This window comes from Paraglaciecola marina, assembly GCF_004360155.1.
Lineage (GTDB): Bacteria > Pseudomonadota > Gammaproteobacteria > Enterobacterales > Alteromonadaceae > Paraglaciecola > Paraglaciecola marina.
Window position 1 is genome coordinate 156,058 of the sequence record NZ_SAIS01000008.1, and the last position, 25,192, is coordinate 181,249.

A 25,192-nucleotide genomic window follows, 5' to 3' on the forward strand; every position below is an offset into this window, starting at 1 on the left:
CTATGCCCCTAACAAGCGTTGCAATATGTCTTCATAGATTTCTGCTAGTGTTTCTAAATCAGACATTTTCACACATTCATCTATCTTATGAATAGTGGCATTGACCGGGCCTAACTCTATTACTTGTGCTCCAGTTGGTGCTATAAAGCGTCCATCAGAAGTTCCGCCGGCCGTGGATAGAACTGTTTCACGACCAGTACAGTGTTTTATTGCTTGTTGAGTCGCCTCAACCAAATCTCCAGAGTCTGTTAAAAAGGGTTGGCCATTATATGTCCAGTCAATTTTGTAATCTAGTTTGTGAGAATCTAGTATGTGAGTGACTCTATCTATTAACTCTTGATCAGTTACTTCTGTTGAAAACCTAAAATTAAAGCACGCGTCTAACGATCCAGGTATTACATTACCTGCACCTGTTCCTGCATGAATATTTGATATTTGAAAGCTTGTTGGCGGGAATGATTCATTGCCATTATCCCATTGTGTATTGGCCAATTCTGCAAAGGCTAATGATGAGTCATGTATAGGGTTTTTAGCTAAGTGTGGATAGGCTACATGGCCTTGAATACCCTTTACTACTAGATCCCCTGTCAAAGAGCCTCGGCGACCATTTTTAACTATATCACCCACTTCATCAGTGCTAGAAGGCTCTCCTACTAAGCACCAAGTAATTTTCTCGTTGCGGGCTTCTAAGGTATCTATCACCTTAGTTGTACCATTGATGAAAGGACCTTCTTCATCACTGGTAATTAGAAAGGCAACTGAACCTTTGTGATCGGGATTATTCTTAACGAAGTTTTCAGTAGCTACTAACATTGCAGCCAAACTACCTTTCATATCTGCAGCTCCACGACCATGCAGGTAGCCATCGACTTCAGTAGCTTTAAAAGGGGGGGTTTGCCAACTTTCAGCGGGGCCAGATGGCACCACATCTGTATGTCCGGCAAAACAAAAAACCGGTGATTCGGTGCCTTTTCTGGCCCAAATATTCTTAGTGTCAGCAAAAGTTAAATCTTCAACCACAAAACCTAGTGGTTTTAAAATGCTAGCCATTAAGTCCTGACATCCAGCATCTTTGGGAGTAACCGACTGACGGTTAATTAGGTTCTTCGTTAAATCTATTACATTATGGCTCATGCAAATACCTCTGAGTATTGATCGGGTTTAAAGCCAATAAAATAAGAATCCTTATGAAACAATATGGGCCGTTTTATCATGGCCGGATGTTCAAGCATAAGTTTCATCGCATTATCTTTGTTAATGTTTTGTTTTTGTTCATCGCTTAATTGCCGAAATGTGGTGCCACGCTTATTTAGCATTTGTTCCCAGCCAAGGGCTTGTTCGGCTTTATTTAGCCATTCAGCCTCTAAACCATCTTTTCTATAATCGTGAAAAGTAAACTCAATATTTTGTGCAGTAAGCCAATTTCTGGCCTTTTTAATGGTGTCGCAATTCTTTATGCCAAATAGAGTGGTCATGGTTTCCTAATTGATAAAATCGTTTGAAGATGGACTATAGCGAGAAAATGGCAGGTAGGTAAAGAGGTTGTGATGACCATTTTAATTGTAGTTATACTAATAAATATTTTTAGATATAAACACTCATTATTTTGTCTTCTTTAGCCCTTACTGAATAATAGAAGGCTTGCACGCCTTTTACCTTTTCACTATTTAATATGGTAATGGGACACAAGGTACTCGCTAAGGTGTTTTTCATTTTGTGGATGGCAAACTCAGCAATAACTTGACCTTGTTCAAATGTTTCACCTTCTTTTACCAATCGCTTGAAGCCTTCAGCCATCATAAGGTGTGAGTCCATTCCTAGTTGAATTTGAAGTTGTAGTCCATTTATTGCCTTAAAACGCATTTGGCAGGCCAACTCAGGAAAATAAAGCATTTTTCCTGTAAATGGAGCAAAAACTTGATAGCCAGATGGCGCAATTGCCACGCCCTCTCCAAACAGGCGCTGCGTATAAATAGGTTCTGGGACGCTATCCAAGGTGACAACCTTGCCATTTAACGGGCTCAATATGTCAAAGGTTTTAGAATGCTTGGGTATATTGTCTGGGGTGATTAAACGGTTATATAGTCCCATTATTTTTGAACTTTATATCCACTTTCAATTAAAGCAGCAGATGCTGTTTCTAGGTCGTTTTGCTTTACTAAAAAGAAGTCTGTCTCAAAAGTTGACAGCACGAAAATACTCACTTTCGCGGCCGCTAATACGCCGCCAATTTGTGACATGATCCCAACCATGCTCAAGTTCAGTGGCCCTAGTACTTCAAGAGCTATCCAGCCACTATCTTTATCATCGCTATCAATTTTAATCGTTTCAGGTACGACTAATGATAATTCTTCGTTAGTTTTACCAATAAAATATACAGGTGCTTTAAACACCTCGGCAGGTATTGTGGCATCATCTGGCAAACTATGGATGACGAAGATCTCTGGCAAGATCGCTAGTGTTTGTTTAGGCATAAAAATTTAATGGGTAAATTTATTTATAACAGTAGGAAACCAGTCGCTAGTTGTTATGTCAAGTTGGCTTTATCCACGTAATCTGTGGATAAGTCTGTTGAGTACTGTTTATATAGTGTTTAATAAGCTGATATATATAGGAAAATTACTACTGGTTGTAAAATACCCGATAATAAAACGAATGCTGTATTTTACAGCGTTTGTTTCTATAAACTGGAGATATACTATAAATAAAGCGGAAGTCGGCAGTATCACATGGCGGGATCTAACGGTTGATAATGCAACAAATGTAGCTGCCTTTTATCGATCTGTAGTGGGGTGGGGATCATTACCCGTAAGCATGGGGGAATACGATGATTATGTCATGCAAACACCAAGCGATGACTCCGGTGTAGCGGGTATTTGTCACGCTAAAGGCCCTAATACAGGGTTACCAGCTCAATGGTTAATGTATGTAAAAGTAGCGCATTTAGATGAATCACTAAAACAGGTTTCTATACAAGGCGGTAAAGTCTTAACTGAAGTGAAAAAACTCAGTGATTCTAGCAATTATGTTGTTATTGAAGATCCCGCTGGTGCGGTATGTGTCATTTATGATGAGCAGGATTAGTTTTATTACAAATATAGTTATGCACATTATTAGAATAGAAGTTGTTGATAAATGAGTTTATTAAATATTTATGCAGGCAAACATGCCTTGAGTAGGATTAAACGTGAAGGCTTTCACACAGATTTATTTGACTATATGCTTGGCGCATCTGGTGGGCCTAAATGGTTTGTATTAGCAGGATTAGACCGTTATATTTTTTCAGAATTCTTTAAGGGCCGGACTAAACCTATAGATATAATTGGATCTTCTGCAGGAGCGTTTAGATTTGCTTGTTTTGCACAGCAAGATCCTGTTTCAGCTATAAATCGCTTAGCACAACGTTATTCCACGACAACTTACTCAGATAAACCCACAGCCAAAGAGATTACTGATAAAGGTACCGCTCTGCTTGATTACGTTTTAGGTAATACTGGCGTGCAAGAAATAGTAAACAACCCTATAGTGAAAGCGCATTTTATAGTGGCTAAATGTAAAGGGTTAACCCAATTTGAATCTAAATCTTTGCAGTTAACTGGGCTCATTGCTAGTGCTGGCGCCAATGCTATAACACGTCGCTGGTTAAATAAATTTTATCAGCGTTATGTTTTTTCTGCGCCGGGGAGTCAGTTAACTATTTCTGATCCCTATGGGATGCCATCTTATTGGGTGCCATTATCTGCTGGTAATTTACCTAAAGCTTTGATGGCTTCAGGATCAATACCCCTGATTATCGAGGGTGTGCAAAATATTCAAAATGCCCCAAAAGGGATGTATCGTGATGGGGGGATTATAGATTATCACTTTGATCTTAATTTTGGGCCTGAAAAGGGCTTGGTACTTTATCCACACTTTAATAGACGTCCCATACCAGGCTGGTTTGATAAGTCTTTGAAAAAACGTTTGCCCCATAATACAAGTTACGATGATGTGGTAATGTTAGTGCCATCTGAAGAGTTTATAAGCCAGTTACCATACGCCAAGATACCCGATAGAAAAGACTTTGAAACTATGCCAGTTGAACAGCGGATCCCTTATTGGGAGACGGTAATCAATCAAAGTGACCGCCTAGGGCAAACATTTGCAAAGCTGTATGAATCGCAAACAATAATTGAACATGTAAAACCGTTCGAGTTTCTCTAAAGGTTAATTATTCTATGACTGAGAAATTAGCTATTGATTAGTCATTAATTTTTAGTGACTGCCGTTATTTTGATGTGGATCAATACACATTTTTCTCAATACTCTTAAATAACCGACATACAAATGATTAAACTACTAGATGTAATGGTTCATTTTACAGATCAGTAGTTTTAACTGGATAAAATCAACTTAAAGGTATGGGGATATGGACCATTATAAAAAAGTTATTGTGGCAATTGATATTTTTTCAGAACATCAAAAAGTATTGGAACGTGCTAAAAAGCTCGCTAATAGCCCCGAAGATTTAACCTTGATTTATGCTACGTTACCGCAACTATATTTCGAATCTTATGGGTATTCCTTAGGAACCGACTTTATCAGTGATAACCAAAAAAATGCTAATGAAGCGCTAGTGACTTTAGCTCAGAAACACGATATTCCTGATGACCAAGTATTTGCCCCCATTGGTGATCCTGCGGATGAGATCCATGCTCTTGCGGAAAGGTTAGAGGCTGATTTAATTGTCGTAGGCACCCATGGTAAAAGTGGTTTGAAATTACTATTAGGCTCAACGGCAAATGCTGTTTTACATGGTGCTAAATGTGACGTTTTAGCTGTTAAAATATAAAGGTTACAACTACGCTAATGGCAAGATAAGCCCATAACTACAAGCTCTGCTAAGGATTTGGCTTGCATTTTTTCCATTACATTAGCCCGGTGGATTTCTATGGTACGTTGGCTTAAATTTAATTCGTTGGCGATAAATTTGTTGGCGTGACCGGCGATCACTTTTTCCATTATTTGTTTTTCTCTTTTAGTTAAAGTGTCTGCACGTTTTTGTATTTGTACTTGTTGCAACACCTCAGTTTGGCTAGCTTGATTATTGGCTAATACATGTTGAATACAATCTAACAGTGCTTGTTCTCTAAATGGTTTTTGAATAAATTCCACTGCACCTTGTTTCATAGCTTCAACTGCTAATGGCACATCACCATGGCCAGATAAAAAAATTATCGGCAAATGACAGTCCAGTGTTTTTAGTTTTTGCTGACATTCCATGCCACTCATCCCGGGCATCCTTATGTCCAATACTATACACCCAGCTAAAATGGCAAAGTCATTCTCATCATAGGCTTCCAGAAAAGCAATGGCATTAGGGTAAGTTTTGTTGGCAATTGACATTGAATCTAACAATAAACTGATGGAGTCAAGAACGGCTTCGTCATCGTCAATTAAATGAACTAGTGAATCTGTCAGGCCTTGTGGGGTAGTAGTCATATTTTTTATTACTATTTTTCAATGTGAGGTAAGGTTTTGGCACCAGTAGCAGGCAAAGTAAAGGTAAATATACTGCCAAATGGCTCACCTTTAAGATAGGTAAGTTTGCCCCCATGGGCTTCAATGATAGTTTGACTAATAGATAAACCAACTCCCATTCCAGATGCTTTAGTGGTGAAAAAGGGTAAAAATAAGGACGATTCTTGTTCTTTGCTTATCCCGACGCCAAAGTCTTTTACTGATACTTCTATATTTTTTTCGCCCGCCCAATGAGTACTGATCTGAATAGCCGCAGAAGGGCGCCCTTGAAGAGAATCTATGGCGTTGTTTATTAAATTAAATAATACTTGTTGTATTTGAATATCGTCAATATTAACCATAGGACGTGGGTCATTTGAAAGCTTTAATTTAATGCCATGCTCTAGTATGCGGGTGTCTATCTCAGCTAAATTTAGGGTGTTTTTTATTAAGGAGCTTAAGTTAACAGTGGTTCGAATAACCTGTCCTTTTTTTACAAAATTTCTAAGACGGCTTATTACTTCGCTAGCGCGGTGGGTTTGAGCACTAATTTTGTCTAAGGTAGCTTTAACCTTAACTAATGATGGGTCATCAGATTTTGGTTGATATTGCTCAATAAAGTTTCGGCAGGCTTGTGAGTAACTAGTGATTGCTGTAAGGGGTTGGTTGATCTCATGGGCAATGCCTGCAGCCATTTCGCCCATAGTACTTAACCTAGTAAATTGGGCTAACCTTTCTCGACTTTCATTTAAATCTGCTTGTACCTTCATACGATCACTAATATCTCGAATGATACCAACAAATTGTGGATGGCTAGATTTCTTGACTTCGCCAACCGACAGCTCAATAGGGAAAATTTCACCACTACGTTTTTGAGCTTTTACTTCACGGCCAATACCAATTATGCGAGCTTGGCGGGTATGATTGAAATGCTCTAAATAGCCGTCGTGAGCATCTTGATAGGGTTGTGGCATTAAAACTCGAACGTTTTCACCAATGACTTCTGTTGCTTGATATCCAAACATTCTTTCTGCTGCATGGTTAAAAACCTCAATAGAACCCAGATGATCTATTACTATCATTGCATCAACAGCTGCATCGAGTAAGGCTAGAAACTGTGCATTGGTATCAAGTGGATTGGGTTTGTGAAGGCTAGTTGGATCGATATTTTTCAAATAAAACGCTCCTAAATAGGGAAAACTAGGTATTAACCGAAATAATTTACGCAGAATAACGAATATATCAGCTCAAAGCTTACCGCTAGTATTTATCTAAAGGCTGATCTTAATCAAGGGCAGTCAATTTATAACATTAATCCGAGGAGTGTAAAATGTCTCAATATGTTGCTCAACAATCATCATTGTGCCAAAAATGTTCTATGTCAGCTATGTGTATAGAAAAAGCATGTGATAGTAAGGTTAACGTAAAAGTGAGATCTCATAAGATATTTCATAAATCAGATGCATTGTTTAGAGATGGTGAGAGATTCGACGCTATTTATATTTTACGGTCTGGTTCAGTTAAATCATCATTGTTGTCTGGGACTGGCCAAGAACAAATCACTGGATTTTATTTTCCAGGTGACTTACTAGGACTAGATGGGTTTGAAAAAGGTGCCCATAGTCAAACTTTGAAATTTTTAGAAACTAGCAGTGTTTGCCGTATTGCTTTTAGTGAGTTAGACGCCGCCATGGCTAACTCTCAGAGTATTAGGTACAATTTATTACAAGGTATGAGCCAAGCCCTTAACGATGACGATAAGTTTTTACTTAATGCCCATTGCATGAATGCCAGTCAAAAGTTTGCGTCATTTATACTTAATTTATCTAATAAGTTTGAGAGTCGTGGGTTATCCAGTCATAATTTCGATTTGAGTATGAGCCGTGTGGATATTGCCAATTATCTAGGTATGGCTGTTGAAACTGTAAGTCGTCAGTTAACACAATTGCAAAAAGATCACATCATAGAAGTAAACAAACGCAACATTAGTATCGTTGATTTCTCAAGGTTGCAAGATTGCTTAAATGATGAAAAAGCCATGTCTAAACACTTTATTCCATTAATGAGTAAAGGTTTTACAAGCCAAGTTTCAGCATCCCATTAATAACTCATAGCGAAAAGTATTACTTAGACCTAAGCATAAATCTGTTTAGGTCACGTTATTCTGTATACTTCCATCAAGTTCGAACTGATTGATATTGGCTATGGTGGTTTCTGCGATATTTAGCATAGCTTCATGGGTAAAGAACCCTTGATGGCTGGTTATAATAACATTAGGGAAGCTTGTTAATCTTGCTAGTACATCATCTTGAATGCCTCGAGCGGATAAGTCTTCAAAAAACAGGGTTTCTTCTTCTTCGTATACATCTAAACCTATTAAGCCCACCTTGCCTTTTTTAAGAGCGTGGATCATGGCTTTACTATCAACTAATTTGCCGCGGCTAGTATTAATGATAGATACACCATCTTGCATTTTTTCAAGAGCCGCTTCATTTATTAAATGATGTGTTTCAGGCGTTAAAGGACAGTGTAATGACACTACGTTGGCCTGAGTATATATTTCTTCGAGTGACACATAACGTGCCCCTAATTTTGTGCAGTCATCGCTTGGAAAGGGGTCATATGCTAGTATTTCACATCCAAAACCATTCATGATTTTTACAAATGCTTGACCTATTTTTCCGGTACCAATTACGCCTATGGTTTTATTGTGAAGGTCAAATCCCATCAAGTTGCTAATTGAAAAATCTCCTTCGCGAGTTCGGTTAAAGGCCCGGTGTATACCTCGGTTTAAACAAAGTAACAAACCTACAGCGTGTTCGGCAATAGAATAAGGAGAATAAGCAGGAACTCGAACCACGGGTAAATTAAGTCTTTTCGCGCTAGGTAAATCTACATGGTTAAAGCCGGCCGAACGCAGTGCGATTAACTCAACGCCTTTATCTTTTAAAGTAGTAAGTACATCTGCGTCTAAAGTATCATTGATAAAAGCGCACACCACTTTTGCATCTTGAACTAAAGACGCAGTCTCTTTATTTAAGTGACAAGATAGATAATGTATTTCATGTCCAGATTTTTGATTGGCTTTGTCAAAATATTCTTGGTCATACTGCTTGGTATTATAAAAAGCAATTTTCATTTTTCTCTCTTGTATGTTGTAGTTAAACTAAACGGTTGAGCCGTATCATACATCTAGTTCATATTGTCTCATTGACTTAAATCAACAAGAAAATGTATTTGGGGTGTTTCACAGTTCGTGTATAGGTGACGTATTATGAATGTTAGAAAAGTACTATTAGTTGAAGGGTGTGTTAATGCCATTATTTCCATAAGCAAGTTCGCAGTAGGTCTAAGTACTGGATCAGCGGTTATTGTCGCAGATGCTATCCACTCTTTAGCAGATTTGGCGAACAATATTTTTGCTTGGCTAGCAGTTAAGATTGCTCAGACTCCAGCTGATGATGATCACCCCTATGGTCATCAAAAATTTGAGCAATTAGCTATATTCGTTTTAGCCTCTTTACTTGTCGTTGTGGCCTTTGAGGTTTTGGTCAGTGCAGTTAAGCGCTTTGGTGAGCCAGTCACCCAAAGTAAGTTAGGTTTAATTATACTGATGACTACTGTAGTGCTTAATATTGGGTTGACGCTATGGGAAGGTTATTGGGCGAGACGTCTCAATTCAGATTTGTTGAAAGCAGATGCAAGTCATACATTGTCTGATGTCATGACCAGTATTGCTGTGATTGTTGGTTGGCAACTCGCAGCGTTAGGCTATTTTTGGGTTGATAGTGTGTTTGCCATGATTGTCGCTAGTATTATCTTTTACTTGGCGTTTTCTCTTTTCAAACGTGCCATACCAATACTTGTAGACCAAAGTCAGTTTGGTCGTGGAGAATTAATGGCAGCCATTGAAAAAATCCCCGCGGTTAATACAGTCCTAAATGTTCGTTCTCGTGATTCAGGGAAGGGACAGATAGCCGACGTGTCAGTTACAGTTTCTGCAAGTTTAAGTACAATAGAATCCCACAAAATTGCTGACTCTATTGAACAAGTTTTAGCAGAAAACTTCGATATCCAAGATGTTATGGTACATATCGAGCCAGACCAACATTAATAGTGATTGCTAGAGAATAAATCGGTTAAATTCAAATGTAGCAAAAATAATAAATTTGATGTTATAGGACTCTATATTGACCATAATGAGTATAATTGATTGGCTCAACTTTATATTTAGGTTGCAAAAAAGCAATTAGATCAATGAGCTCTTGTACTGTCATAACATCGTTAAAAACTCTCATCTTGGAAGTACCATCGGGATTAACTACCTTTTCATCTAAATTGTTGTTCCTTGGTACCAGTTTATGTGAAGGGTTGATAACTGACGTGACAAGTTGAGCATAGGTCTTAACGATAGATGAGGTTCCACCTAGAAGTACTGGAGTGTCAAACTCCTTAACCAAAGTTTTGTCTTGATACCCTTCTAATGAATGACACGCTAAGCATTTATATTTCATAAATACTTTTTCTCCAGCAACTATATCACCTTTAGGTAAACTAAATCCCTTGGGAGATTCAGGACCAAACTCACAAGCACTAATACCTAGAAATATCGTAAAAATAATAATAAATCGTATTAATTTCATTTTATGCAACTTCTTTTGATGACAGAAGAGATAACCATAGTTGCAGATAGGCATCTTGGGAAAGCAAGCATGGTAGTTTATTGATGTATGTCAATTTACTAAGAAAAAAGGCTGTTTAAGTTAATGAGAGTTTATTCAGATTGGTACAACCGAGTGGACTCGAACCACCGACCCCCACCATGTCAAGGTGGTGCTCTAACCAGCTGAGCTACGGTTGTATTGATATAGACGCTTTAAGACTGTGCTTTGAAGCGGCGCGTATGATAACTATGCCTTAATTACTCTGCAAGCCTTTTTTATCTCTATAGGTTTAATCGAGCAGCATTCATACAATTCTTTACTATTAGCCCTGGCGCCGCTAGCTATAAATCGTATTTTTAAGATCAACTTTAAAATAATTGGACTTAAATCAATGGCTAAATTTGCTGTGGCGCTATATTGCAGTTTTTGAATAGCTCTTGCCAAAACGTTAAATGTTGTGTCATTGCGTTTGAATATTCCACAAACCCTAAAGTGTGTTGGGTGTGAATATATTGTTTAAAGCTTGGAGAGAGGTGAGGGTGGTTTACTAGCTCTTTAATTATTGGTGTGAGCTGATAGTGATAATGATTTAATTGCCCAGCGATAGGCTGTATTTTTTCTATAAAAAATAGTCTGAATACATTGGTTAGGTATTCAAGTTTTTGTTTTTTAGGGGGAGTATCACACCCTAATTTCGACTCATTTATTGTTAACCAATGGGTTAGTTGTTCAAGATGATTGCTTAGTAATAATTGGGTATGCCAAATTTGAGCTGGCAAAGGGGTATCTAATAACTGTTTAAGATAGTGTTCTATTTGTGATTGTTCGCTTACTGTGGGGGCTGAAAGCTCCATTAAATAATGTAAAGCGGCTTTGGTTTCATTTAAACCATCATTAGGTGTCCCATGAATAAAGCCTGTGTTTGTTGATAATCCATGTTTTATTTCGGTACTTGTTTGAACCAGGTTGGCCCATACTTTTGGAAGTTGTTGCTCTTTTAGTGATAGCCATTGCGATAGTTTGGATTGTAATTGAGGATTTGTGGTTTCAGACAAACAGGTTTGTAATGCCTTTAATAGCTTTGTTTCGTAAATATAACGTGTAGATGGGAGTTGTATGCGCCCCAGAACAGTATTTCGCTCCGCTACTAAAGAATATAGTTCACAATGCTTGAGGCCATAAAAGTCAGTGAGTTTTATGGTGGTGGAAGGGATACTTTGCTTCAATGTGTTTATTTTTGGGTAGGGCGGAAGGCTTACCTGAGCTAGTTGAGCTTGTTCTACTTCGAGTATATTTGCCATACGTGTTGAGTAATCATACAGGTGATCTTCTATTGTATTGCTTGGCGTGCAAGACAATAAGGTGAATCCTAATCCAGCAAGTATTATTGCTTTTATCAAATTGACTAACCTTTTGTATTTGAAGATAAACTGCGTCCTCCATCAACAGCAATAATTTGACCAGTAACATAAGTCGCTTCAACTAAAAAGCCAATCGCATGGGCGATATCTTGCATTTGTCCTAATCGCTGTGCAGGTATTTGTTCTAAAATTTGGTGCTTATCTTCTTCTTTTAATTGGGTTTCTGGCCACAATATTGCGCCGGGGGCGATCCCGTTTACTCTTATTTTTGGGGCTAATTCGATGGCCAATGATTGGGTCATAGTAACAAGCGCCGATTTTGCCATGCAATACAAGGTGTGGTTTTTTAAGGGTTTAGCAGCATGAATGTCCACCATATTGATAATCACTCCACTATTTAGTGCTAATGTATTTGCGCAATATTGAGACAAAAATAATGGTCCCTGCATGTTACTGCCCACTAAGCTGTGCCAGTCATCTGCAGAAATACTGCCTATTGGTGTAGGGTAAAAAGATGATGCGTTATTAATCAGTACATCTAATCGACCAAAGGCATCAATGGCTTGTTGACCAATCGCCTCTACTGCATTTATATCCGATAAGCTTCCTTGTACAAGCGCTGTTGAATTAGGCCTAATTTTATTCAGTTGCTGACTAAGGGCTTCTGCTTCTGACTTTGATTTATCAAAATGAATTACGATTTTTGAGCCCAATGAATGCAGGTATTTTGCTGTATGTGCGCCTATTCGTTTGGCACTGCCTGTAATAAAGGTAACTTTGTCTTTCATTAAATGTTACTTACTCAAGGAGAAAATAGAAGGATATATTTGAATAAAGGTAAAGACTAGAGAGGGATCACTAAGGTTGAATATTCTTTGGCTGATACTTGTCTAAAGGCATTATGTTTTGGAGATTAAGTAAAGTGTTATACAGAGAATCAACCAACTCTCTATTAGCTAAAAACGCTGGTAACTTACCTCCTGGATCCCCGCCGCCTTGGTAGCTTATTTCAGTCACACCCTTTGAGATAGGGGTCGCTTTCCAAGTACCCTGCATGTTTTTCATCCTAACAAATTTTGGATGGGCCGGGATTAGGGAGCTTTTATCCGTAAGTTCTATTATTACCGAGTCTTCTATATAAGAAATGGTAGAATAGGTCACCATGTCACGATCTTTAACCGGCCATGGGGCACCAAAAAACGTATTCACTAGACTTTCGGTAGCCGATACTTTTTCTAATATTTCGACTTTAATACAGTTGTGGATCCACTCCGGGCAAGCTTCGATATCATCAAATAATGCTATTAATGCCAAAGGATGTGCATGTACTTGTGTTGTTGCAAGGACTTGGTTGTATCCAGAAGCAGTTTTTTGACTATAAACGCTAACATTATGTTTTTGTTTTTTAAGGTCCCAAGTCTCTGCATATGTTTGACTACAAAAAATTGCGCATATTAAGAGTATTAGGTATGTCACTGTTTTTGATGTTGAGCATTGCATCGATAAACCTTATCTCGTTATAATATGTGCCGCTTTGATAGTAGCAGAGCGTATTTGTTATAAGCACCCTTTTTTGGGTGTTTTTTATTTTTATCAATCGGTTTAATAGTTTAAAGCTGATTCAATATATTCGCATGTGGCGCTTGGTAGGTGTCACCACTGCATTAAGGATTCTATATGCCCGTAATTACTCTTCCCGATGGCAGTCAACGCCAATTTGATCACGCAGTTTCTGTACTTGATGTTGCTAACGATATAGGCCCTGGTTTAGCTAAAGCTACTATAGCCGGTAAAGTTGATGGTGTCCGTGTTGATGCTTGTGACCTAATCGAACAAGACGCAAAGTTACAAATTATCACAGCAAAAGATGAAGATGGTCTTGAGATTATCCGTCACTCTTGTGCGCATTTAATTGGTCATGCAATTAAACAGCTTTATCCAGATGTAAAAATGGCTATTGGTCCAACTATTGATAATGGCTTTTACTACGATATCGATATGGAACATTCGTTAAATGATGACGACTTGTTAAAAATAGAAAAGCGCATGCTGCAATTAGCTAAGACTAGTTATCCGGTAGTTAAAAAAGTGGTGAGCTGGCAAGAAGCCCGTGATGCATTTGAAGCTCGTGGAGAAACCTACAAAATTCAAATTCTTGATGAAAATATTGATAAAGATGACAAGCCAGGTCTGTATCATCATGAAGAATATATCGATATGTGCCGTGGTCCCCATGTACCTAACATGCGTTTTTGCCAACACTTTAAAATAATGAAAGTGGCAGGTGCTTATTGGCGTGGTGATAGTGACAATAAAATGTTGCAACGTATATACGGGACTGCTTGGGCTGATAAAAAGCAATTAAAAGCCTACTTAAATCGTTTAGAAGAAGCTGAAAAGCGAGACCACCGTAAAATAGGTAAGGCCTTAGATTTATTTCACTGGCAAGAAGAAGCGCCTGGAATGGTCTTTTGGCATAATGATGGTTGGAGTATTTATACAGAATTAGAAAAATTCGTACGTAGCAAATTACATGAATATGATTACCAAGAAGTGAAAGCCCCTCTTATGATGGACAGATCTCTTTGGGAGAAATCTGGCCACTGGGATAAGTATGCTGAAAACATGTTCACTACTACGTCAGAAAAACGAGAATATGCTGTTAAGCCGATGAACTGCCCGGGTCATGTACAAATCTTTAATCAAGGTTTGAAGTCTTACCGTGATTTACCACTGCGTATGGCTGAGTTTGGCTGTTGTCATCGTAATGAACCTTCTGGTGCATTACACGGTTTGATGCGTGTACGTGGCTTTACTCAAGATGATGCTCATATTTTCTGTACAGAAGAGCAAATTTTGCAAGAAGTCGGCGGTTGTATTGATTCTGTATATGAAATTTACAAAATATTTGGTTTCGAAGATATTTCTGTAAAACTGTCAACTCGACCTGAAAAGCGAGTGGGTAGTGAAGAAATGTGGGACAAGGCAGAAAAAGAATTAGCAGAAGCGCTATCCTCAAAAGGTATTGATTTCCAATATCTGCCAGGTGAAGGTGCTTTCTATGGTCCGAAGATTGAATTCACACTACACGACTGTCTAGATAGAGCTTGGCAATGCGGTACAGTACAACTTGATTTTTCTATGCCTGGGCGTTTAGGTTCTACCTATGTCGCTGAAGATGGTGAACGTAAAGTTCCAGTAATGATCCACAGAGCTATTTTGGGATCATTAGAACGATTTATCGGAATTTTGATTGAAGAATATTCTGGGCTGTTTCCATTATGGTTGGCTCCAACACAAGCCGTTGTGATGAATATTACTGATAAACAGGCTGATTATTCGAATAAAGTAGTGAAAAAGTTAAAAGAAAGTGGATTTAGGGCTAAGTCGGACTTGAGAAATGAGAAGATAGGCTTTAAAATCCGCGAGCACACGCTTAGGCGTGTCCCATATTTGCTTGTTGTTGGCGATAAAGAGATGGAAAGTGGGGAAATCGCAGTACGTTCGCGTAAAGGTGATGACCTCGGGAAAATGTCTATAGATGAGTTTATAGATATGGCCATGTTAGAAGTCAACAGCAAAGCTATTTGATTAATCTTTTGGAGGAATAACATATTAAAGGCGCTAACATGAAGGCTAAAGATTCGAACAAGGCTCGAATCAATGAAGAAATTACTGTAAATGAAGTTCGTTTGGTAGGTAAAGATGGTGAACCATTAGGCGTTGTGTCTATAACAGAAGCCATGAATACCGCTGAACAAGCAAATTTAGATTTGGTTGAAATTAGCCCTAATGCTGAGCCGCCAGTATGTAAAGTAATGGATTACGGTAAGTTCTTGTTTGAAAAAAGCAAGACACTTAAAGAGCAAAAGAAGAAGCAAAAGCAAATTCAGGTCAAGGAGATTAAATTTCGCCCTGGCACTGATGAAGGCGATTACCAGGTAAAACTGCGCAACCTGCGTCGCTTTCTAGAAGCGGGTGACAAGGCCAAAGTAACGATACGTTTTCGCGGTCGAGAAATGGCGCACCAAGAAATTGGCATAGAACAGCTAAAGCGTGTAAGAGCGGATTTAGAAGATATTGCTAACTGCGAGTCTTTCCCACATAGGGTTGAGGGTCGTCAGATGATCATGGTGCTTGCCCCAATTAAGAAGTAGTTAAGGTTTACAAGTAGTTCGGATTCTGCACCCGATCTCACCTTGCTGCTAAACATGAAACTTAGACTTTGCGTTTCTGCAAAACAAAAAGTCATTAACAATGCGGAGTTTTAGCAATGCCTAAAATGAAATCCAACAGTGGAGCAGCCAAGCGTTTTAGAAAAACCGCTTCTGGTCGCTTTAAAAGCAAACAGTCTCACTTGCGTCATATTTTGACCAAGAAGAGTTCTAAGCGTAAACGTCACTTACGTGGCAAAAAACTAGCCCATGTGGCTGACACTGCGTTGATTCAACGCATGTTACCTTACGTTTAAGACAGGAGACTAGAAAATGGCAAGAGTAAAACGTGGTGTTGTTGCACGTGCCCGTCACAAAAAGGTACTAAAGCAAGCCAAAGGTTATTATGGAGCTCGTAGTCGAGTTTATCGCGTTGCTGTACAAGCAGTAACAAAAGCTGGTCAATATGCATACCGTGACCGTCGTCAACGTAAACGTCAATTCCGTCAATTATGGATTGCACGTATAAACGCGGCGTCTCGTCAAAATGGTTTGTCTTACAGCCGTTTCATCAATGGTTTGAAAAAAGCCTCTGTTGAAATCGATCGTAAGATTTTAGCTGATATTGCGGTACATGATAAAAATGCATTTAGCGCATTAGTAGATGCTGCTAAAGGTGCATTAGCTTAATTCTTTAAACAATTAAGTTTAAGTTCTTTCACAAAAACGGCGAACCAGGATGGTTCGCCGTTTTTGTTTGCGCCCTTAAAATTTAGAAGCAGGCAATTGACACTATTGAAAGAAAACGCCGACTTTATTTAATATTGGATAACTCAGTGTTCTTAGTAATACCCTTCTATTTGTCATTCTTACTGATTAACAATAATTATCTAATGTAAGTAATTGGACTTGTATGTTTTCGTATGCATAAAGTCTGCAAACGATAGCATTCATAAGTTAACTTTAAATATTTAATTTATTAAAAGAAAAGCTTTAAAAATCCGTAGTTTCCGAATATTTCGTATAGCCTGACTACATAGCTTTCGTGTAGAATTACCGGTTCTTAAAATGTCTGTTCAAGTGCTGTATTTTTATGAACTGACTTAATATATAAAATGTAATTCGAGGAAACTATGGATCTTGATGCCATAATCAAAGAGGCCGAAACACAAATAAATCTTGCACAAGATGTAAATACTCTTGATGGGGTGCGTGTGGAGTTTATGGGTAAGAAAGGTCGGATGACAGAGCTACTTAAAGGTTTAGGTAAACTGTCGAATGAAGAACGCCCGGCCGCTGGCCAGAAAATTAATATGGCTAAGCAGAAAATTCAAAAGCTTATTCAAGCTAGGGGAGACAGTTTACGTACCCAAGAATTGAATCAAAAACTCGCTGCTGAAACGATAGATGTGACTTTACCAGGTAGAGGCCAAACTCGAGGTGGTTTGCATCCTGTAACACGAACTATTAATCGTATAGAGAGCTTTTTTAGCGAATTAGGTTTTAGTGTTAAAACGGGCCCTGAGGTTGAAGATGGATTCCATAACTTTGATGCTTTAAATATCCCTGCTAATCATCCTGCACGAGCGGATCACGATACTTTTTATTTTAATCCAGATGTTATGTTACGCACTCAAACCTCTGGCGTACAAATACGTACTATGGAACACGAGCAGCCGCCATTACGAATCATTTCTCCCGGTCGAGTTTATCGAAATGATTATGATCAAACCCATACGCCTATGTTTCATCAGGTAGAAGGTTTGATGGTTGATAAAAATGTAAGTTTTGCTGAGTTAAAAGGAATTTTACATGATTTCTTAAACAACTTTTTCGAGCGAGATTTACAAGTAAGATTTCGTCCTTCCTACTTTCCATTTACAGAGCCTTCGGCAGAGGTAGATGTAATGGGTAAAAATGGTAAATGGTTGGAGGTACTAGGGTGCGGCATGGTACATCCCAATGTATTGAAAGCGGTCAACATCGATCCAGAAATTTATACTGGTTTTGCTTTTGGTATGGGGGTCGAGCGTTTAACTATGTTGCGTTACGAAGTGAATGATTTACGCGCCTTTTTTGAAAACGATCTTCGTTTCCTCAAGCAGTTTAATTAGGTCGAGCCAAGAATATGAAATTTAGTGAAAAGTGGTTAAGAGAGTGGGTTAATCCTGCAATTTCTACTGAAGAGTTATCAGAGCAGCTAAGTATGGCTGGCCTTGAAGTTGATGGTGTTGAATCCGTAGCCGGTGAGTTTTCAGGTGTAGTTGTGGGTGAAGTGGTCGAATGTGGCCAGCACCCAGATGCGGATAAGCTTCAGGTGACTAAAGTCAACGTAGGTGAAGATGAGCTACTCGATATAGTGTGCGGTGCATCTAATTGCCGTAAAGGTATTAAGGTTGCAGTGGCTAAAGTAGGTGCAGTTTTACCCGGTAACTTCAAGATTAAGAAAGCAAAGTTACGAGGCCAACCTTCGTTTGGAATGTTGTGTAGTTTTTCTGAGCTTGGCATATCTGATGACCATGATGGTATTTTAGAATTGCCTGAAGATGCTGAAGTCGCTCAAGACATTAGAGAGTATTTACAGCTAAACGATGTATCAATTGAAGTTGACTTAACGCCAAATCGAGCTGACTGTTTAGGTATTAAAGGTTTAGCCCGTGAAGTTGGCGTATTAAACCAAGTCGCAGTGATTGAGCCAGAAGTTAAAGACGTCGAGGTACAAATTCAAGATGTTCGAACTATTTCTCTAGAGGCGCCAGAAGCTTGCCCAAGATATTTAGGCCGTGTAATTAAGAATATAAACCTTCACGCGTCTTCTCCGTTATGGATGGTAGAAAAGTTGCGTCGCTCAGGGATTAGAAGTATTGATCCTGTGGTTGATGTGACAAATTTTGTATTGTTAGAGTTAGGTCATCCGATGCACGCTTTTGATAATGATAAAGTGGTGGGCGACGTAATTGTACGTTTAGCTCATGATGCTGAAAAACTGACATTGTTAGATGGCAATGATGTGTCGTTACAAAGCAACACTCTTGTTATTGCTGATAGTGAAAAAGCGTTAGCTATGGCCGGTATTTTCGGTGGCCAAGAGTCAGGGGTTACAGCCGAAACTAAAGATATCTTTTTAGAGAGTGCATTTTTTGATCCCGATTTAATTATGGGTAAAGCTCGTCAATACGGATTACATACTGACGCATCACACCGTTATGAAAGAGGGGTTGACCCGCAATTGCAAAAAGTAGCAATGGAAAGAGCTAGCTCGTTACTGCTTAGTATTGTAGGTGGTGAAGCCGGACCAATTGTTGAAGCTGTTGCCGAATCTCATGTGCCACAGAATCGTTCGGTTACACTTAGACATAGCCGTTTAACCAAAGTACTTGGTATCGAAATTGCTAGTGATAAAGTAACAGATATTATTGAGCGTCTAGGGTTTGGGGTTTCATTCGACTGCCAAGTTTGGCAGGTAAGTGTTCCGCCTTATCGTTTTGATATCAGTATTGAAGAAGACCTAATTGAAGAAGTAGCACGTGTGTATGGTTACAATAGTATCCCCCATATTGCACCAGTTGCTAGTTTGAAGATGTCTAAGCATCAAGAGCAAAAAGTACAATTAGATGAATTAAAAAACTGTTTAGTAGAAAGTGATTATCAAGAAGCAATTACGTATTCGTTTATTGATCCTAAAGTCCAATCTGCTTTATATCCTGATGTAGAAGGTTTGGCGTTGCCTCATCCTATTTCATCTGAAATGTCGACTATGCGAGTAAGTTTATGGACAGGCTTATTACAAGCTGTGTCTTATAACCAAAAACGTCAACAGCCAAGAGTCAGGTTATTCGAGTCAGGCTTACGTTTTATACCCGATACAACTGAAAAAACGGGAGTAAGACAAGAGTTTGTCATCAGTGGTGTAGCTGCAGGTGCAGTGACCGATGAAAACTGGGATTATCCCACTAAATCCGTAGATTTTTACGATGTTAAAGCAGATGTTGAAAACCTGCTTGACGCTGCTGGTGTTAACGGTTGCAGATTTGAGTTGTGTGAACATAGCGCATTACACCCAGGACAAAGTGCTGCGATTTTTGTGGAAGATAAGTTAGTTGGTTACTTAGGTGCAGTTCACCCGCAATTTGAAAAATTATTAGGGTTGCATGGACGAACATTTGTATTTGAACTAGAAATAACAGCTTTAGGCCTTAAAAAGTTACCTGTTGCAGAAGAAATTTCAAAATTTCCTGCAAATAGACGTGACATTGCAATTGTTGTAGACAATGATAAAGTAGTAGGCGATATATTGAGTTGTATAGAAAAATCTAGCGCAAATCAATTGGTTGGCCTAAACTTGTTCGATGTATACACAGGCAGCGGAATTGCAGAAGGAAAGAAAAGTTTAGCGATTTCACTTACTTTGCAAGACAAAAGTAAAACACTAGAAGAAAACGATATTCAGGCAGCAGTTGATGATATTTTAGCTGTTCTGTCAGAAAAGTTTGAAGCATCTTTGAGGGATTGACGGTATGGCGTTAACCAAAGCCGAAATGGCGGAACATTTATTTGAAAAACTAGGGATTAATAAGCGCGATGCGAAAGATCTTGTTGAGACATTTTTTGAAGAAGTGCGTGAAGCCTTAGAGTCTGGCGAGCAAGTAAAATTGTCGGGCTTTGGTAACTTTGACTTAAGAGAAAAAAGTGAAAGGCCAGGAAGAAACCCGAAAACAGGGGAAGATATTCCTATTAAAGCTAGGAGGGTTGTTACCTTTAGGCCGGGTCAAAAGCTTAAAAGTAGGGTTGAGAGTTCAAAACCTACTGATTAAAAAATGTTTTGGATATAAAAAAACCGGTTAAGGTAATTCCATAACCGGTTTTTTATTGCAAAATACTTTATAAAACGGACACTAATGCTTTTGCTAAGGCATCGACGTTGTTTTTACTGATCCCAGCAATATTCACTCTACTTGAGCCAACGAAATATACACTATGTTGATCCCTTACAGCTTGAACTTGCTCCGGAGTAATACATAAGAAAGAGAACATTCCCTTTTGTTTCTTAACAAATTCAAAGTCTTTTGTTGCACCATACTCGTTCATCTTTGCCACTAATAGAGCGCGTAAGTCTTGCATACGGCTACGCATGCCTTCAACTTCAGTCATCCATTCAGTTTTCAACGTTTCATCATTTAAGATGATATCAACTAAGGCTCCACCATATGAAGGAGGCATAGAATAGATACCACGAGCAATCGCTTGAATTTGAGTTTGTATCGCCTGTCGAGTTTTAGTGTTTGCAGTCACCATAACCGCTATACCCACTCTTTCACGGTATAAACCAAAGTTTTTAGAGCAAGAGGCAGCAATTAGGACTTCTGGTAGGTTATTTACTAACAAACGCATCCCGTAAGCATCTTCTTCTAATCCATCGCCAAAACCTTGATAGGCAGTATCTACAAATGGAATAAAGCCAGTTTTTTGAGCTAACTCTAAAACCACTTGCCATTGTTCTTTACTTAGATCAGCGCCAGTAGGGTTATGGCAGCAGCCGTGTAATAATACTATGTCACCTTTTTTTACTTTGCCTAGGCATTCAGCCATAGCGTCAAAATTAATAGATGCGTTTGTTTTATCAAAATATGGGTAAGTTTCTAGCTTCAGTCCTGCATTACCAATCAAAGGAATATGGTTCGCCCAGGTTGGATCACTCACCCATACAGTTGTATTTTCGTCACAACGTTTTATGAGCTCTGCTAAAATACGCAGGGCTCCACAACCGCCAGGTGCTTGAACTGCAGCTATACGGTCTGCTAATAATACTGGATTACCTTTTCCCAACATTAGTTCTAACATACCGTCGATATAACCTTGCACGCCCTGAGGCGTAATATAGGTCTTTGAGTCTTCTTGAGCCAATAAAATAGTTTGAGCCTTAGCTACTGAGGTAAGAATGGGTGTATGACCTTGTTCGTCTTTATAAACGCCTACACCTAAGTCAATTTTATGTGGATTTTTATCAGCTTTAAACGCCGTTGATAAACCTAGAATAGGGTCGGCTGGAAGTTGCGGCAATACGTCAAACATGATGTTCCTTAAATGATCTTTAAAAAAGGGCTGAATAAGCGCGTATTATGACACCGCGCTTATAAAAAACGAGTTGAATTTATACTAATTTATACTGAAATTGAAATTTTGACTTGAAGTACAGTTTGCTTCGCTATCGTAGGTCTTTTCGTGCCAAAAAACGTTATGTTTTTTATCTATCTTTACAACTGTAGAAGAACGAGTGCCGTAATCGTTACCTTGAATAAATATTGACGATACATGCCTTTCCCACTCAATTGGAACTCCTGTTTTAGGAAGCTCTGCATCGGGCGCTTTATAAGTATCTAAAAGTAACTCAAATAGAATGTTTGAGTGTATATCGTGGCCGTTTTTACAGTACTCTTCTAGTGCAGCCACTCCTTTATTAATTTTAGGCCAGGGGCTGTTTAAATCTGCATTAGATAAACCATAATAACCATCAGTTAATGTTTGCAATTCGTTGGAGTGGTTATTATAGACTGCGAGCTTATCCCACTTTCCAAATAGCAGGTTATAGCCATTGTAGTTGTCTTTACTGCTAGTGAGTTGCTGCCAATAACTTTCCGTTGGGTGTTGTAGATAGTGACTTACTAGCTCCCCTCGGGAAATAGCCTTTGGATTAACTTTGTTTGGATCACGAATATTAGTCAGCGAGGCTAGATATCCTTGTTTGTTAATTCCCATCCAAGTACCACCTGCTACCAGATCTTGTCCAGCAAGTATGTTTTGGTTTGGTTTCCAATAATGAGACCCTGCAGTTTCTCGCGCAAAAAATTCATCACGGTTAGCTGCAATAACTAAAGGGTAATCCTCATGCTGGTTAACAGCTACAAATAAAATACACATTGCTTAAGCAAACCTTACAACTATTTTGTCTTTAATTTATCAACGCTTAAAAACAGTTTTTCTGTTCTTTCTAAAAACTCTTGGGTATCTATACTACCGGTAACATTATAAGTAGGAGGTAATAATATGGGGTCGTATACTGGACGTGGATTAAAGTCTCCGCTGTTTAAAAATCCCAATACATAAATCGGTGCGACAATAGTGGCGGTCATTAAAAATGATATAATATTTCTGCGCCTATTAGTTTGATGAAAACCAATAAACAAGGTTAACCAAATAAACCCAACTATCAGACCTGCTAATAACAAGAGTTCAAACCATGCAAACCAAGCTCCGGGGTGAATATTGAATATGACAACATTTTTACTTAACAAGAGTAGATTGACGAATAAAAACATTAATAAGGTTAAGTTAACTTGATTGGTTAAATGACTTTCTTTTTTCACGACTTTGGCAAGCACCGCAAAACAAAGTGGCCATAAGCAATATGCAGCTAATTGGCCAAGCTCCGTGGGCAATGCTTTAAGTAAATTAAACTCATTTACACTACTGAAAAATTGTAATGCTAGCATTAGTCCTAAACACATCAAGGATAAAGCCACTGCTAGTGGTGCTCTATTTAGCCAACTTAAGTTTTCTTCTAATTCACTTAGGGGAATAGCTTCTGCCAATGGTGCTTTTGTATCGATAATTCTTAACCGAGTTCGGCCGACTTTAATAATATCTTGGGGGTTCAATTTCGCCTGAGTAACAAACTTATTATTCACCTTTATGCCGTTTGCAGATTTGCAGTCGTTCACCATAAGTAGACCTGATTCAGGGTCCATGGCAACTAACATATGGCTAGGGCAGACGTAAGGATCATCAAGACGTAAATCATTATTAAAATCACGCCCTACATTCACATAATCTTGTTCAAATTTAAAATGTTTGAGTGGGATATTTTTTCTAGATAAAAGTTCTAAAACTATTGCCATGATATTGCATCCATAAATTTTTGAGAGAATGCCAAAGCAGAGTCTTTGGTCACGCCGGCTAGAGTGTAGTGGCTTAATAAACCTTTACTTTGATGATCGATGCTGGCCCCAACAAATAGCACATCATACAATTCATCAAATTCCTTGTAAGCTCTTACGCAAAATACCGTTTTGTTAGTAACACCATGGCGATTTGTTACTTTATCTTCTTCACATTCAAAGTTAGTTACATCATCTTTAGAGGCATTGTTACTCGGACCTGCACCGGTAATACTTTGAGTGAAAAAATTATAAAAGCGATGTTTTCCAAGTGATTTTCCATCTAACCACTCAAATTCAAGTTCTAAACCTCCGGTACGTAATCCGCTGTGAACATAAACTTGCTCATCAAGTTGGCAACGACTTTCTACTGATAAATATAATGCTTCTCTGTCACTAGTATTTGAGCCACCCCAGCAGGAAATGAATTCGGTAATATTAGCGGGTACTAATGCCTCTCCTAAAATACTGGTGGGCCAGTCTCGCATTTTTAATCTATCAAAAAGTACTTGCTGATTGGCTTTTATCTGCTGTTGCAGGCGAGGCTTCAGTTGTTTGTTACTAAGTGGTTCTGCATGCTGACTTTCCAATAACCCCATTACTTTTGATAAGGGAATTAAAAAGCCTATTTGGTTTCCAGCTGTTGCTACGTTAACCCCCATTACTTCACCTAAGTCATTTACAACTGGGCCTCCACTCATTCCTGGATTAATTGATCCAGTAAAATGAATCCTTTGGTAAAAGCTATTCTTCTTTAACCCATTAAAGGTACCTGGAACCACTATCATACCTAGGTCATGGGGGTTACCTAAAGAATAAATATCGCTACCTTGCTCTGGGAGGGATGACGCAATAGGAAATGCTGACTCATCAGCTAATTGTAACTTTCTGACTAAAGCTAAGTCATTTACAACATCTACATCAACTAACTGTAATTGACCTTCACTACCATCATTTGCCATATATTCAATGCGAAATTTATCAGGGTTGTAAACATACTCAGAAACAACATGATAATTAGTGACAATGTTACCTTCGAGATCAATTTGAAATCCTGAGCCAATAGATGATTTATTGCCTGATTCAAGTTCGATAATTTTTATTTGATATAAGGCGGTTCGATGTTGCCCAAATAGACTTTGGGCAGTTTGTTGGCTATGGACAACTGAGCTAAGCAAACACAACAAAAATATAAAAATTTTCAATATATGACTTCCAGTGAAATTGAAATGGGGGACATGCAGGCATTAATTTTTCAAGTTAACAAGATTGTTTACAGATGAAATAACGACTTACATGAGCAATTATCCCCCTAGTGTAAATTGCACACGCCTATATTGAAATGGTTGATAGTGTAAAACCTTTCATTCTTTGTATAGAATATTTCTAAATCTGCTAATTTATTATTCATTTATAAAGCAATTAGGGACCAAGCCTAAGCTTTTTACTTTAAAGGGTGTTGGAATTCTTGAGCATTTTTTTGTTTCACTAATAATTTTATTATAAGAAAAAGCAGATCAAATTTGGTGCTTTGCAATATATAAGTAACAATACCCATAATTAATAAAGTTATTTTCCAC

At 38.4% G+C, this 25,192-nt stretch carries 27 protein-coding genes and 1 tRNA gene; 12 read left to right on the forward strand and 16 right to left on the reverse strand.

Annotated elements, in window-relative coordinates; all coding sequences use genetic code 11:
• The 4 genes from dapE to EOK74_RS12825 all read right to left on the reverse strand — a co-directional run bounded on the left by dapE (position 1) and on the right by EOK74_RS12825 (position 2,474).
• Positions 1-1,134, reverse strand: coding sequence for a succinyl-diaminopimelate desuccinylase (gene dapE, locus EOK74_RS12810; RefSeq protein ID WP_133470406.1), 1,134 nt, complete (start codon positions 1,132-1,134; stop codon positions 1-3).
• Positions 1,131-1,475, reverse strand: a complete 345-nt coding sequence (locus EOK74_RS12815; RefSeq protein WP_133470407.1) for an ArsC family reductase — start codon at positions 1,473-1,475, stop codon at positions 1,131-1,133. The genes dapE and EOK74_RS12815 overlap by 4 nt, the downstream gene beginning before the upstream one ends.
• A 109-nt stretch (positions 1,476-1,584) precedes the next feature.
• Positions 1,585-2,091: a PTS sugar transporter subunit IIA gene (locus EOK74_RS12820; RefSeq protein ID WP_133470408.1), complete on the reverse strand. Its 507-nt coding sequence runs from the start codon at positions 2,089-2,091 to the stop codon at positions 1,585-1,587.
• Complete coding sequence (locus EOK74_RS12825; protein WP_133470409.1) at positions 2,091-2,474, reverse strand: ACT domain-containing protein; 384 nt, start codon at positions 2,472-2,474, stop codon at positions 2,091-2,093. The genes EOK74_RS12820 and EOK74_RS12825 overlap by 1 nt, the downstream gene beginning before the upstream one ends.
• Before the next feature lie 181 nt (positions 2,475-2,655).
• Between EOK74_RS12825 and EOK74_RS12830 the strand changes: the two genes are divergently transcribed.
• From EOK74_RS12830 to EOK74_RS12840, 3 genes are all read left to right on the forward strand, one after another.
• A complete protein-coding gene (locus tag EOK74_RS12830; RefSeq protein ID WP_239024108.1) occupies positions 2,656-3,084 on the forward strand; it encodes a VOC family protein in 429 nt (142 codons plus the stop codon).
• Positions 3,085-3,135: 51 nt separating this feature from the next.
• Entirely contained in the window at positions 3,136-4,203 is a 1,068-nt protein-coding gene (locus EOK74_RS12835) for a patatin-like phospholipase domain-containing protein (protein WP_133470410.1), read from the forward strand.
• A 205-nt stretch (positions 4,204-4,408) separates the two neighbouring features.
• The gene (locus EOK74_RS12840) at positions 4,409-4,831 is read left to right on the forward strand and encodes a universal stress protein (RefSeq protein ID WP_133470411.1); all 423 of its coding nucleotides are present in this window, start codon (positions 4,409-4,411) and stop codon (positions 4,829-4,831) included.
• A 14-nt stretch (positions 4,832-4,845) separates the two neighbouring features.
• Here the strand turns inward: EOK74_RS12840 and EOK74_RS12845 are convergent, their stop codons facing one another.
• Together EOK74_RS12845 and EOK74_RS12850 are read right to left on the reverse strand one after the other, a co-directional pair.
• Complete coding sequence (locus EOK74_RS12845) at positions 4,846-5,481, reverse strand: response regulator transcription factor (protein ID WP_133470412.1); 636 nt, start codon at positions 5,479-5,481, stop codon at positions 4,846-4,848.
• An 11-nt stretch (positions 5,482-5,492) separates the two neighbouring features.
• A complete protein-coding gene (locus tag EOK74_RS12850; RefSeq protein WP_338047276.1) occupies positions 5,493-6,674 on the reverse strand; it encodes a two-component system sensor histidine kinase NtrB in 1,182 nt (393 codons plus the stop codon).
• A gap of 155 nt (positions 6,675-6,829) precedes the next feature.
• On the opposite strand from EOK74_RS12850, the gene EOK74_RS12855 reads away from it, so the two are divergent.
• The gene (locus tag EOK74_RS12855; protein ID WP_133470413.1) at positions 6,830-7,603 is read left to right on the forward strand and encodes a helix-turn-helix domain-containing protein; all 774 of its coding nucleotides are present in this window, start codon (positions 6,830-6,832) and stop codon (positions 7,601-7,603) included.
• A 45-nt stretch (positions 7,604-7,648) separates the two neighbouring features.
• Here the strand turns inward: EOK74_RS12855 and EOK74_RS12860 are convergent, their stop codons facing one another.
• Entirely contained in the window at positions 7,649-8,638 is a 990-nt protein-coding gene (locus EOK74_RS12860) for a 2-hydroxyacid dehydrogenase (protein WP_133470414.1), read from the reverse strand.
• A 135-nt stretch (positions 8,639-8,773) separates the two neighbouring features.
• Between EOK74_RS12860 and EOK74_RS12865 the strand changes: the two genes are divergently transcribed.
• Positions 8,774-9,613, forward strand: coding sequence for a cation diffusion facilitator family transporter (locus tag EOK74_RS12865; protein WP_133470415.1), 840 nt, complete (start codon positions 8,774-8,776; stop codon positions 9,611-9,613).
• Between the two features lie 61 nt (positions 9,614-9,674).
• Here EOK74_RS12865 and EOK74_RS12870 read toward each other — a convergent pair whose 3' ends face one another.
• From EOK74_RS12870 to EOK74_RS12890, 5 genes are all read right to left on the reverse strand, one after another.
• Entirely contained in the window at positions 9,675-10,142 is a 468-nt protein-coding gene (locus EOK74_RS12870; RefSeq protein ID WP_133470416.1) for a c-type cytochrome, read from the reverse strand.
• Positions 10,143-10,283: 141 nt separating this feature from the next.
• Positions 10,284-10,360 (reverse strand) — tRNA-Val (locus EOK74_RS12875).
• Positions 10,361-10,558: 198 nt separating this feature from the next.
• Positions 10,559-11,563: a DUF3080 family protein gene (locus EOK74_RS12880; RefSeq protein ID WP_239024109.1), complete on the reverse strand. Its 1,005-nt coding sequence runs from the start codon at positions 11,561-11,563 to the stop codon at positions 10,559-10,561.
• Positions 11,564-11,568: 5 nt separating this feature from the next.
• A complete protein-coding gene (locus EOK74_RS12885) occupies positions 11,569-12,312 on the reverse strand; it encodes a pteridine reductase (protein WP_133470417.1) in 744 nt (247 codons plus the stop codon).
• A gap of 70 nt (positions 12,313-12,382) precedes the next feature.
• A complete protein-coding gene (locus EOK74_RS12890; protein WP_133470418.1) occupies positions 12,383-13,024 on the reverse strand; it encodes an START domain-containing protein in 642 nt (213 codons plus the stop codon).
• A 177-nt stretch (positions 13,025-13,201) separates the two neighbouring features.
• Here EOK74_RS12890 and thrS point away from each other — a divergent pair, with 177 nt between their 5' ends.
• From thrS to ihfA, 7 genes are all read left to right on the forward strand, one after another.
• Positions 13,202-15,115, forward strand: coding sequence for a threonine--tRNA ligase (gene thrS / locus EOK74_RS12900; RefSeq protein WP_133470419.1), 1,914 nt, complete (start codon positions 13,202-13,204; stop codon positions 15,113-15,115).
• A 38-nt stretch (positions 15,116-15,153) separates the two neighbouring features.
• Complete coding sequence (gene infC / locus EOK74_RS12905; protein ID WP_133470420.1) at positions 15,154-15,681, forward strand: translation initiation factor IF-3; 528 nt, start codon at positions 15,154-15,156, stop codon at positions 15,679-15,681.
• 116 nt (positions 15,682-15,797) lie between these two features.
• Entirely contained in the window at positions 15,798-15,995 is a 198-nt protein-coding gene (gene rpmI / locus EOK74_RS12910; protein WP_133470421.1) for a 50S ribosomal protein L35, read from the forward strand.
• A 16-nt stretch (positions 15,996-16,011) separates the two neighbouring features.
• The gene (rplT, locus tag EOK74_RS12915) at positions 16,012-16,368 is read left to right on the forward strand and encodes a 50S ribosomal protein L20 (RefSeq protein ID WP_133470422.1); all 357 of its coding nucleotides are present in this window, start codon (positions 16,012-16,014) and stop codon (positions 16,366-16,368) included.
• 443 nt (positions 16,369-16,811) lie between these two features.
• A complete protein-coding gene (pheS, locus tag EOK74_RS12920) occupies positions 16,812-17,792 on the forward strand; it encodes a phenylalanine--tRNA ligase subunit alpha (RefSeq protein WP_133470423.1) in 981 nt (326 codons plus the stop codon).
• 14 nt (positions 17,793-17,806) lie between these two features.
• Positions 17,807-20,191 carry a phenylalanine--tRNA ligase subunit beta gene (pheT, locus tag EOK74_RS12925; RefSeq protein WP_133470424.1) on the forward strand — a complete coding sequence of 795 codons (2,385 nt, stop codon included), beginning with the start codon at positions 17,807-17,809 and terminating at the stop codon, positions 20,189-20,191.
• 4 nt (positions 20,192-20,195) lie between these two features.
• On the forward strand, positions 20,196-20,492 hold the full coding sequence (gene ihfA / locus EOK74_RS12930) for an integration host factor subunit alpha (protein ID WP_133470425.1): 297 nt from the start codon (positions 20,196-20,198) through the stop codon (positions 20,490-20,492).
• Between the two features lie 67 nt (positions 20,493-20,559).
• Here ihfA and EOK74_RS12935 read toward each other — a convergent pair whose 3' ends face one another.
• The 4 genes from EOK74_RS12935 to EOK74_RS12950 form a co-directional block, all read right to left on the reverse strand.
• On the reverse strand, positions 20,560-21,750 hold the full coding sequence (locus EOK74_RS12935) for an amino acid aminotransferase (protein WP_133470426.1): 1,191 nt from the start codon (positions 21,748-21,750) through the stop codon (positions 20,560-20,562).
• Between the two features lie 84 nt (positions 21,751-21,834).
• Positions 21,835-22,596: an NRDE family protein gene (locus EOK74_RS12940; RefSeq protein WP_133470427.1), complete on the reverse strand. Its 762-nt coding sequence runs from the start codon at positions 22,594-22,596 to the stop codon at positions 21,835-21,837.
• Between the two features lie 20 nt (positions 22,597-22,616).
• A complete protein-coding gene (locus EOK74_RS12945) occupies positions 22,617-23,573 on the reverse strand; it encodes an FHA domain-containing protein (protein WP_133470428.1) in 957 nt (318 codons plus the stop codon).
• Positions 23,564-24,817 (reverse strand): S1C family serine protease, encoded by a 1,254-nt coding sequence (locus tag EOK74_RS12950; RefSeq protein ID WP_133470429.1) that lies wholly within the window; start codon positions 24,815-24,817, stop codon positions 23,564-23,566. Before EOK74_RS12950 ends, EOK74_RS12945 begins: the two co-directional genes overlap by 10 nt.
• Positions 24,818-25,192 lie beyond the last annotated feature (375 nt).

What these genes read in the sequence shown, in the direction of transcription:
- EOK74_RS12890 (WP_133470418.1), bottom strand. Translation starts at nt 13,024, where the DNA reads ATGCAATGCTCAACATCAAAAACAGTGACATACCTAATACTCTTAATA.
- pheT (WP_133470424.1), top strand. Translation starts at nt 17,807, where the DNA reads ATGAAATTTAGTGAAAAGTGGTTAAGAGAGTGGGTTAATCCTGCAATT.
- infC (WP_133470420.1), top strand. Translation starts at nt 15,154, where the DNA reads ATGAAGGCTAAAGATTCGAACAAGGCTCGAATCAATGAAGAAATTACT.
- dapE (WP_133470406.1), bottom strand. Translation starts at nt 1,134, where the DNA reads ATGAGCCATAATGTAATAGATTTAACGAAGAACCTAATTAACCGTCAG.
- EOK74_RS12840 (WP_133470411.1), top strand. Translation starts at nt 4,409, where the DNA reads ATGGACCATTATAAAAAAGTTATTGTGGCAATTGATATTTTTTCAGAA.
- rpmI (WP_133470421.1), top strand. Translation starts at nt 15,798, where the DNA reads ATGCCTAAAATGAAATCCAACAGTGGAGCAGCCAAGCGTTTTAGAAAA.
- pheS (WP_133470423.1), top strand. Translation starts at nt 16,812, where the DNA reads ATGGATCTTGATGCCATAATCAAAGAGGCCGAAACACAAATAAATCTT.
- EOK74_RS12860 (WP_133470414.1), bottom strand. Translation starts at nt 8,638, where the DNA reads ATGAAAATTGCTTTTTATAATACCAAGCAGTATGACCAAGAATATTTT.
- ihfA (WP_133470425.1), top strand. Translation starts at nt 20,196, where the DNA reads ATGGCGTTAACCAAAGCCGAAATGGCGGAACATTTATTTGAAAAACTA.
- EOK74_RS12935 (WP_133470426.1), bottom strand. Translation starts at nt 21,750, where the DNA reads ATGTTTGACGTATTGCCGCAACTTCCAGCCGACCCTATTCTAGGTTTA.
- EOK74_RS12825 (WP_133470409.1), bottom strand. Translation starts at nt 2,474, where the DNA reads ATGCCTAAACAAACACTAGCGATCTTGCCAGAGATCTTCGTCATCCAT.
- EOK74_RS12815 (WP_133470407.1), bottom strand. Translation starts at nt 1,475, where the DNA reads ATGACCACTCTATTTGGCATAAAGAATTGCGACACCATTAAAAAGGCC.
- EOK74_RS12835 (WP_133470410.1), top strand. Translation starts at nt 3,136, where the DNA reads ATGAGTTTATTAAATATTTATGCAGGCAAACATGCCTTGAGTAGGATT.
- rplT (WP_133470422.1), top strand. Translation starts at nt 16,012, where the DNA reads ATGGCAAGAGTAAAACGTGGTGTTGTTGCACGTGCCCGTCACAAAAAG.
- EOK74_RS12865 (WP_133470415.1), top strand. Translation starts at nt 8,774, where the DNA reads ATGAATGTTAGAAAAGTACTATTAGTTGAAGGGTGTGTTAATGCCATT.
- EOK74_RS12945 (WP_133470428.1), bottom strand. Translation starts at nt 23,573, where the DNA reads ATGGCAATAGTTTTAGAACTTTTATCTAGAAAAAATATCCCACTCAAA.
- EOK74_RS12885 (WP_133470417.1), bottom strand. Translation starts at nt 12,312, where the DNA reads ATGAAAGACAAAGTTACCTTTATTACAGGCAGTGCCAAACGAATAGGC.
- EOK74_RS12820 (WP_133470408.1), bottom strand. Translation starts at nt 2,091, where the DNA reads ATGGGACTATATAACCGTTTAATCACCCCAGACAATATACCCAAGCAT.
- EOK74_RS12845 (WP_133470412.1), bottom strand. Translation starts at nt 5,481, where the DNA reads ATGACTACTACCCCACAAGGCCTGACAGATTCACTAGTTCATTTAATT.
- EOK74_RS12940 (WP_133470427.1), bottom strand. Translation starts at nt 22,596, where the DNA reads ATGTGTATTTTATTTGTAGCTGTTAACCAGCATGAGGATTACCCTTTA.
- EOK74_RS12870 (WP_133470416.1), bottom strand. Translation starts at nt 10,142, where the DNA reads ATGAAATTAATACGATTTATTATTATTTTTACGATATTTCTAGGTATT.
- EOK74_RS12830 (WP_239024108.1), top strand. Translation starts at nt 2,656, where the DNA reads ATGCTGTATTTTACAGCGTTTGTTTCTATAAACTGGAGATATACTATA.
- thrS (WP_133470419.1), top strand. Translation starts at nt 13,202, where the DNA reads ATGCCCGTAATTACTCTTCCCGATGGCAGTCAACGCCAATTTGATCAC.
- EOK74_RS12855 (WP_133470413.1), top strand. Translation starts at nt 6,830, where the DNA reads ATGTCTCAATATGTTGCTCAACAATCATCATTGTGCCAAAAATGTTCT.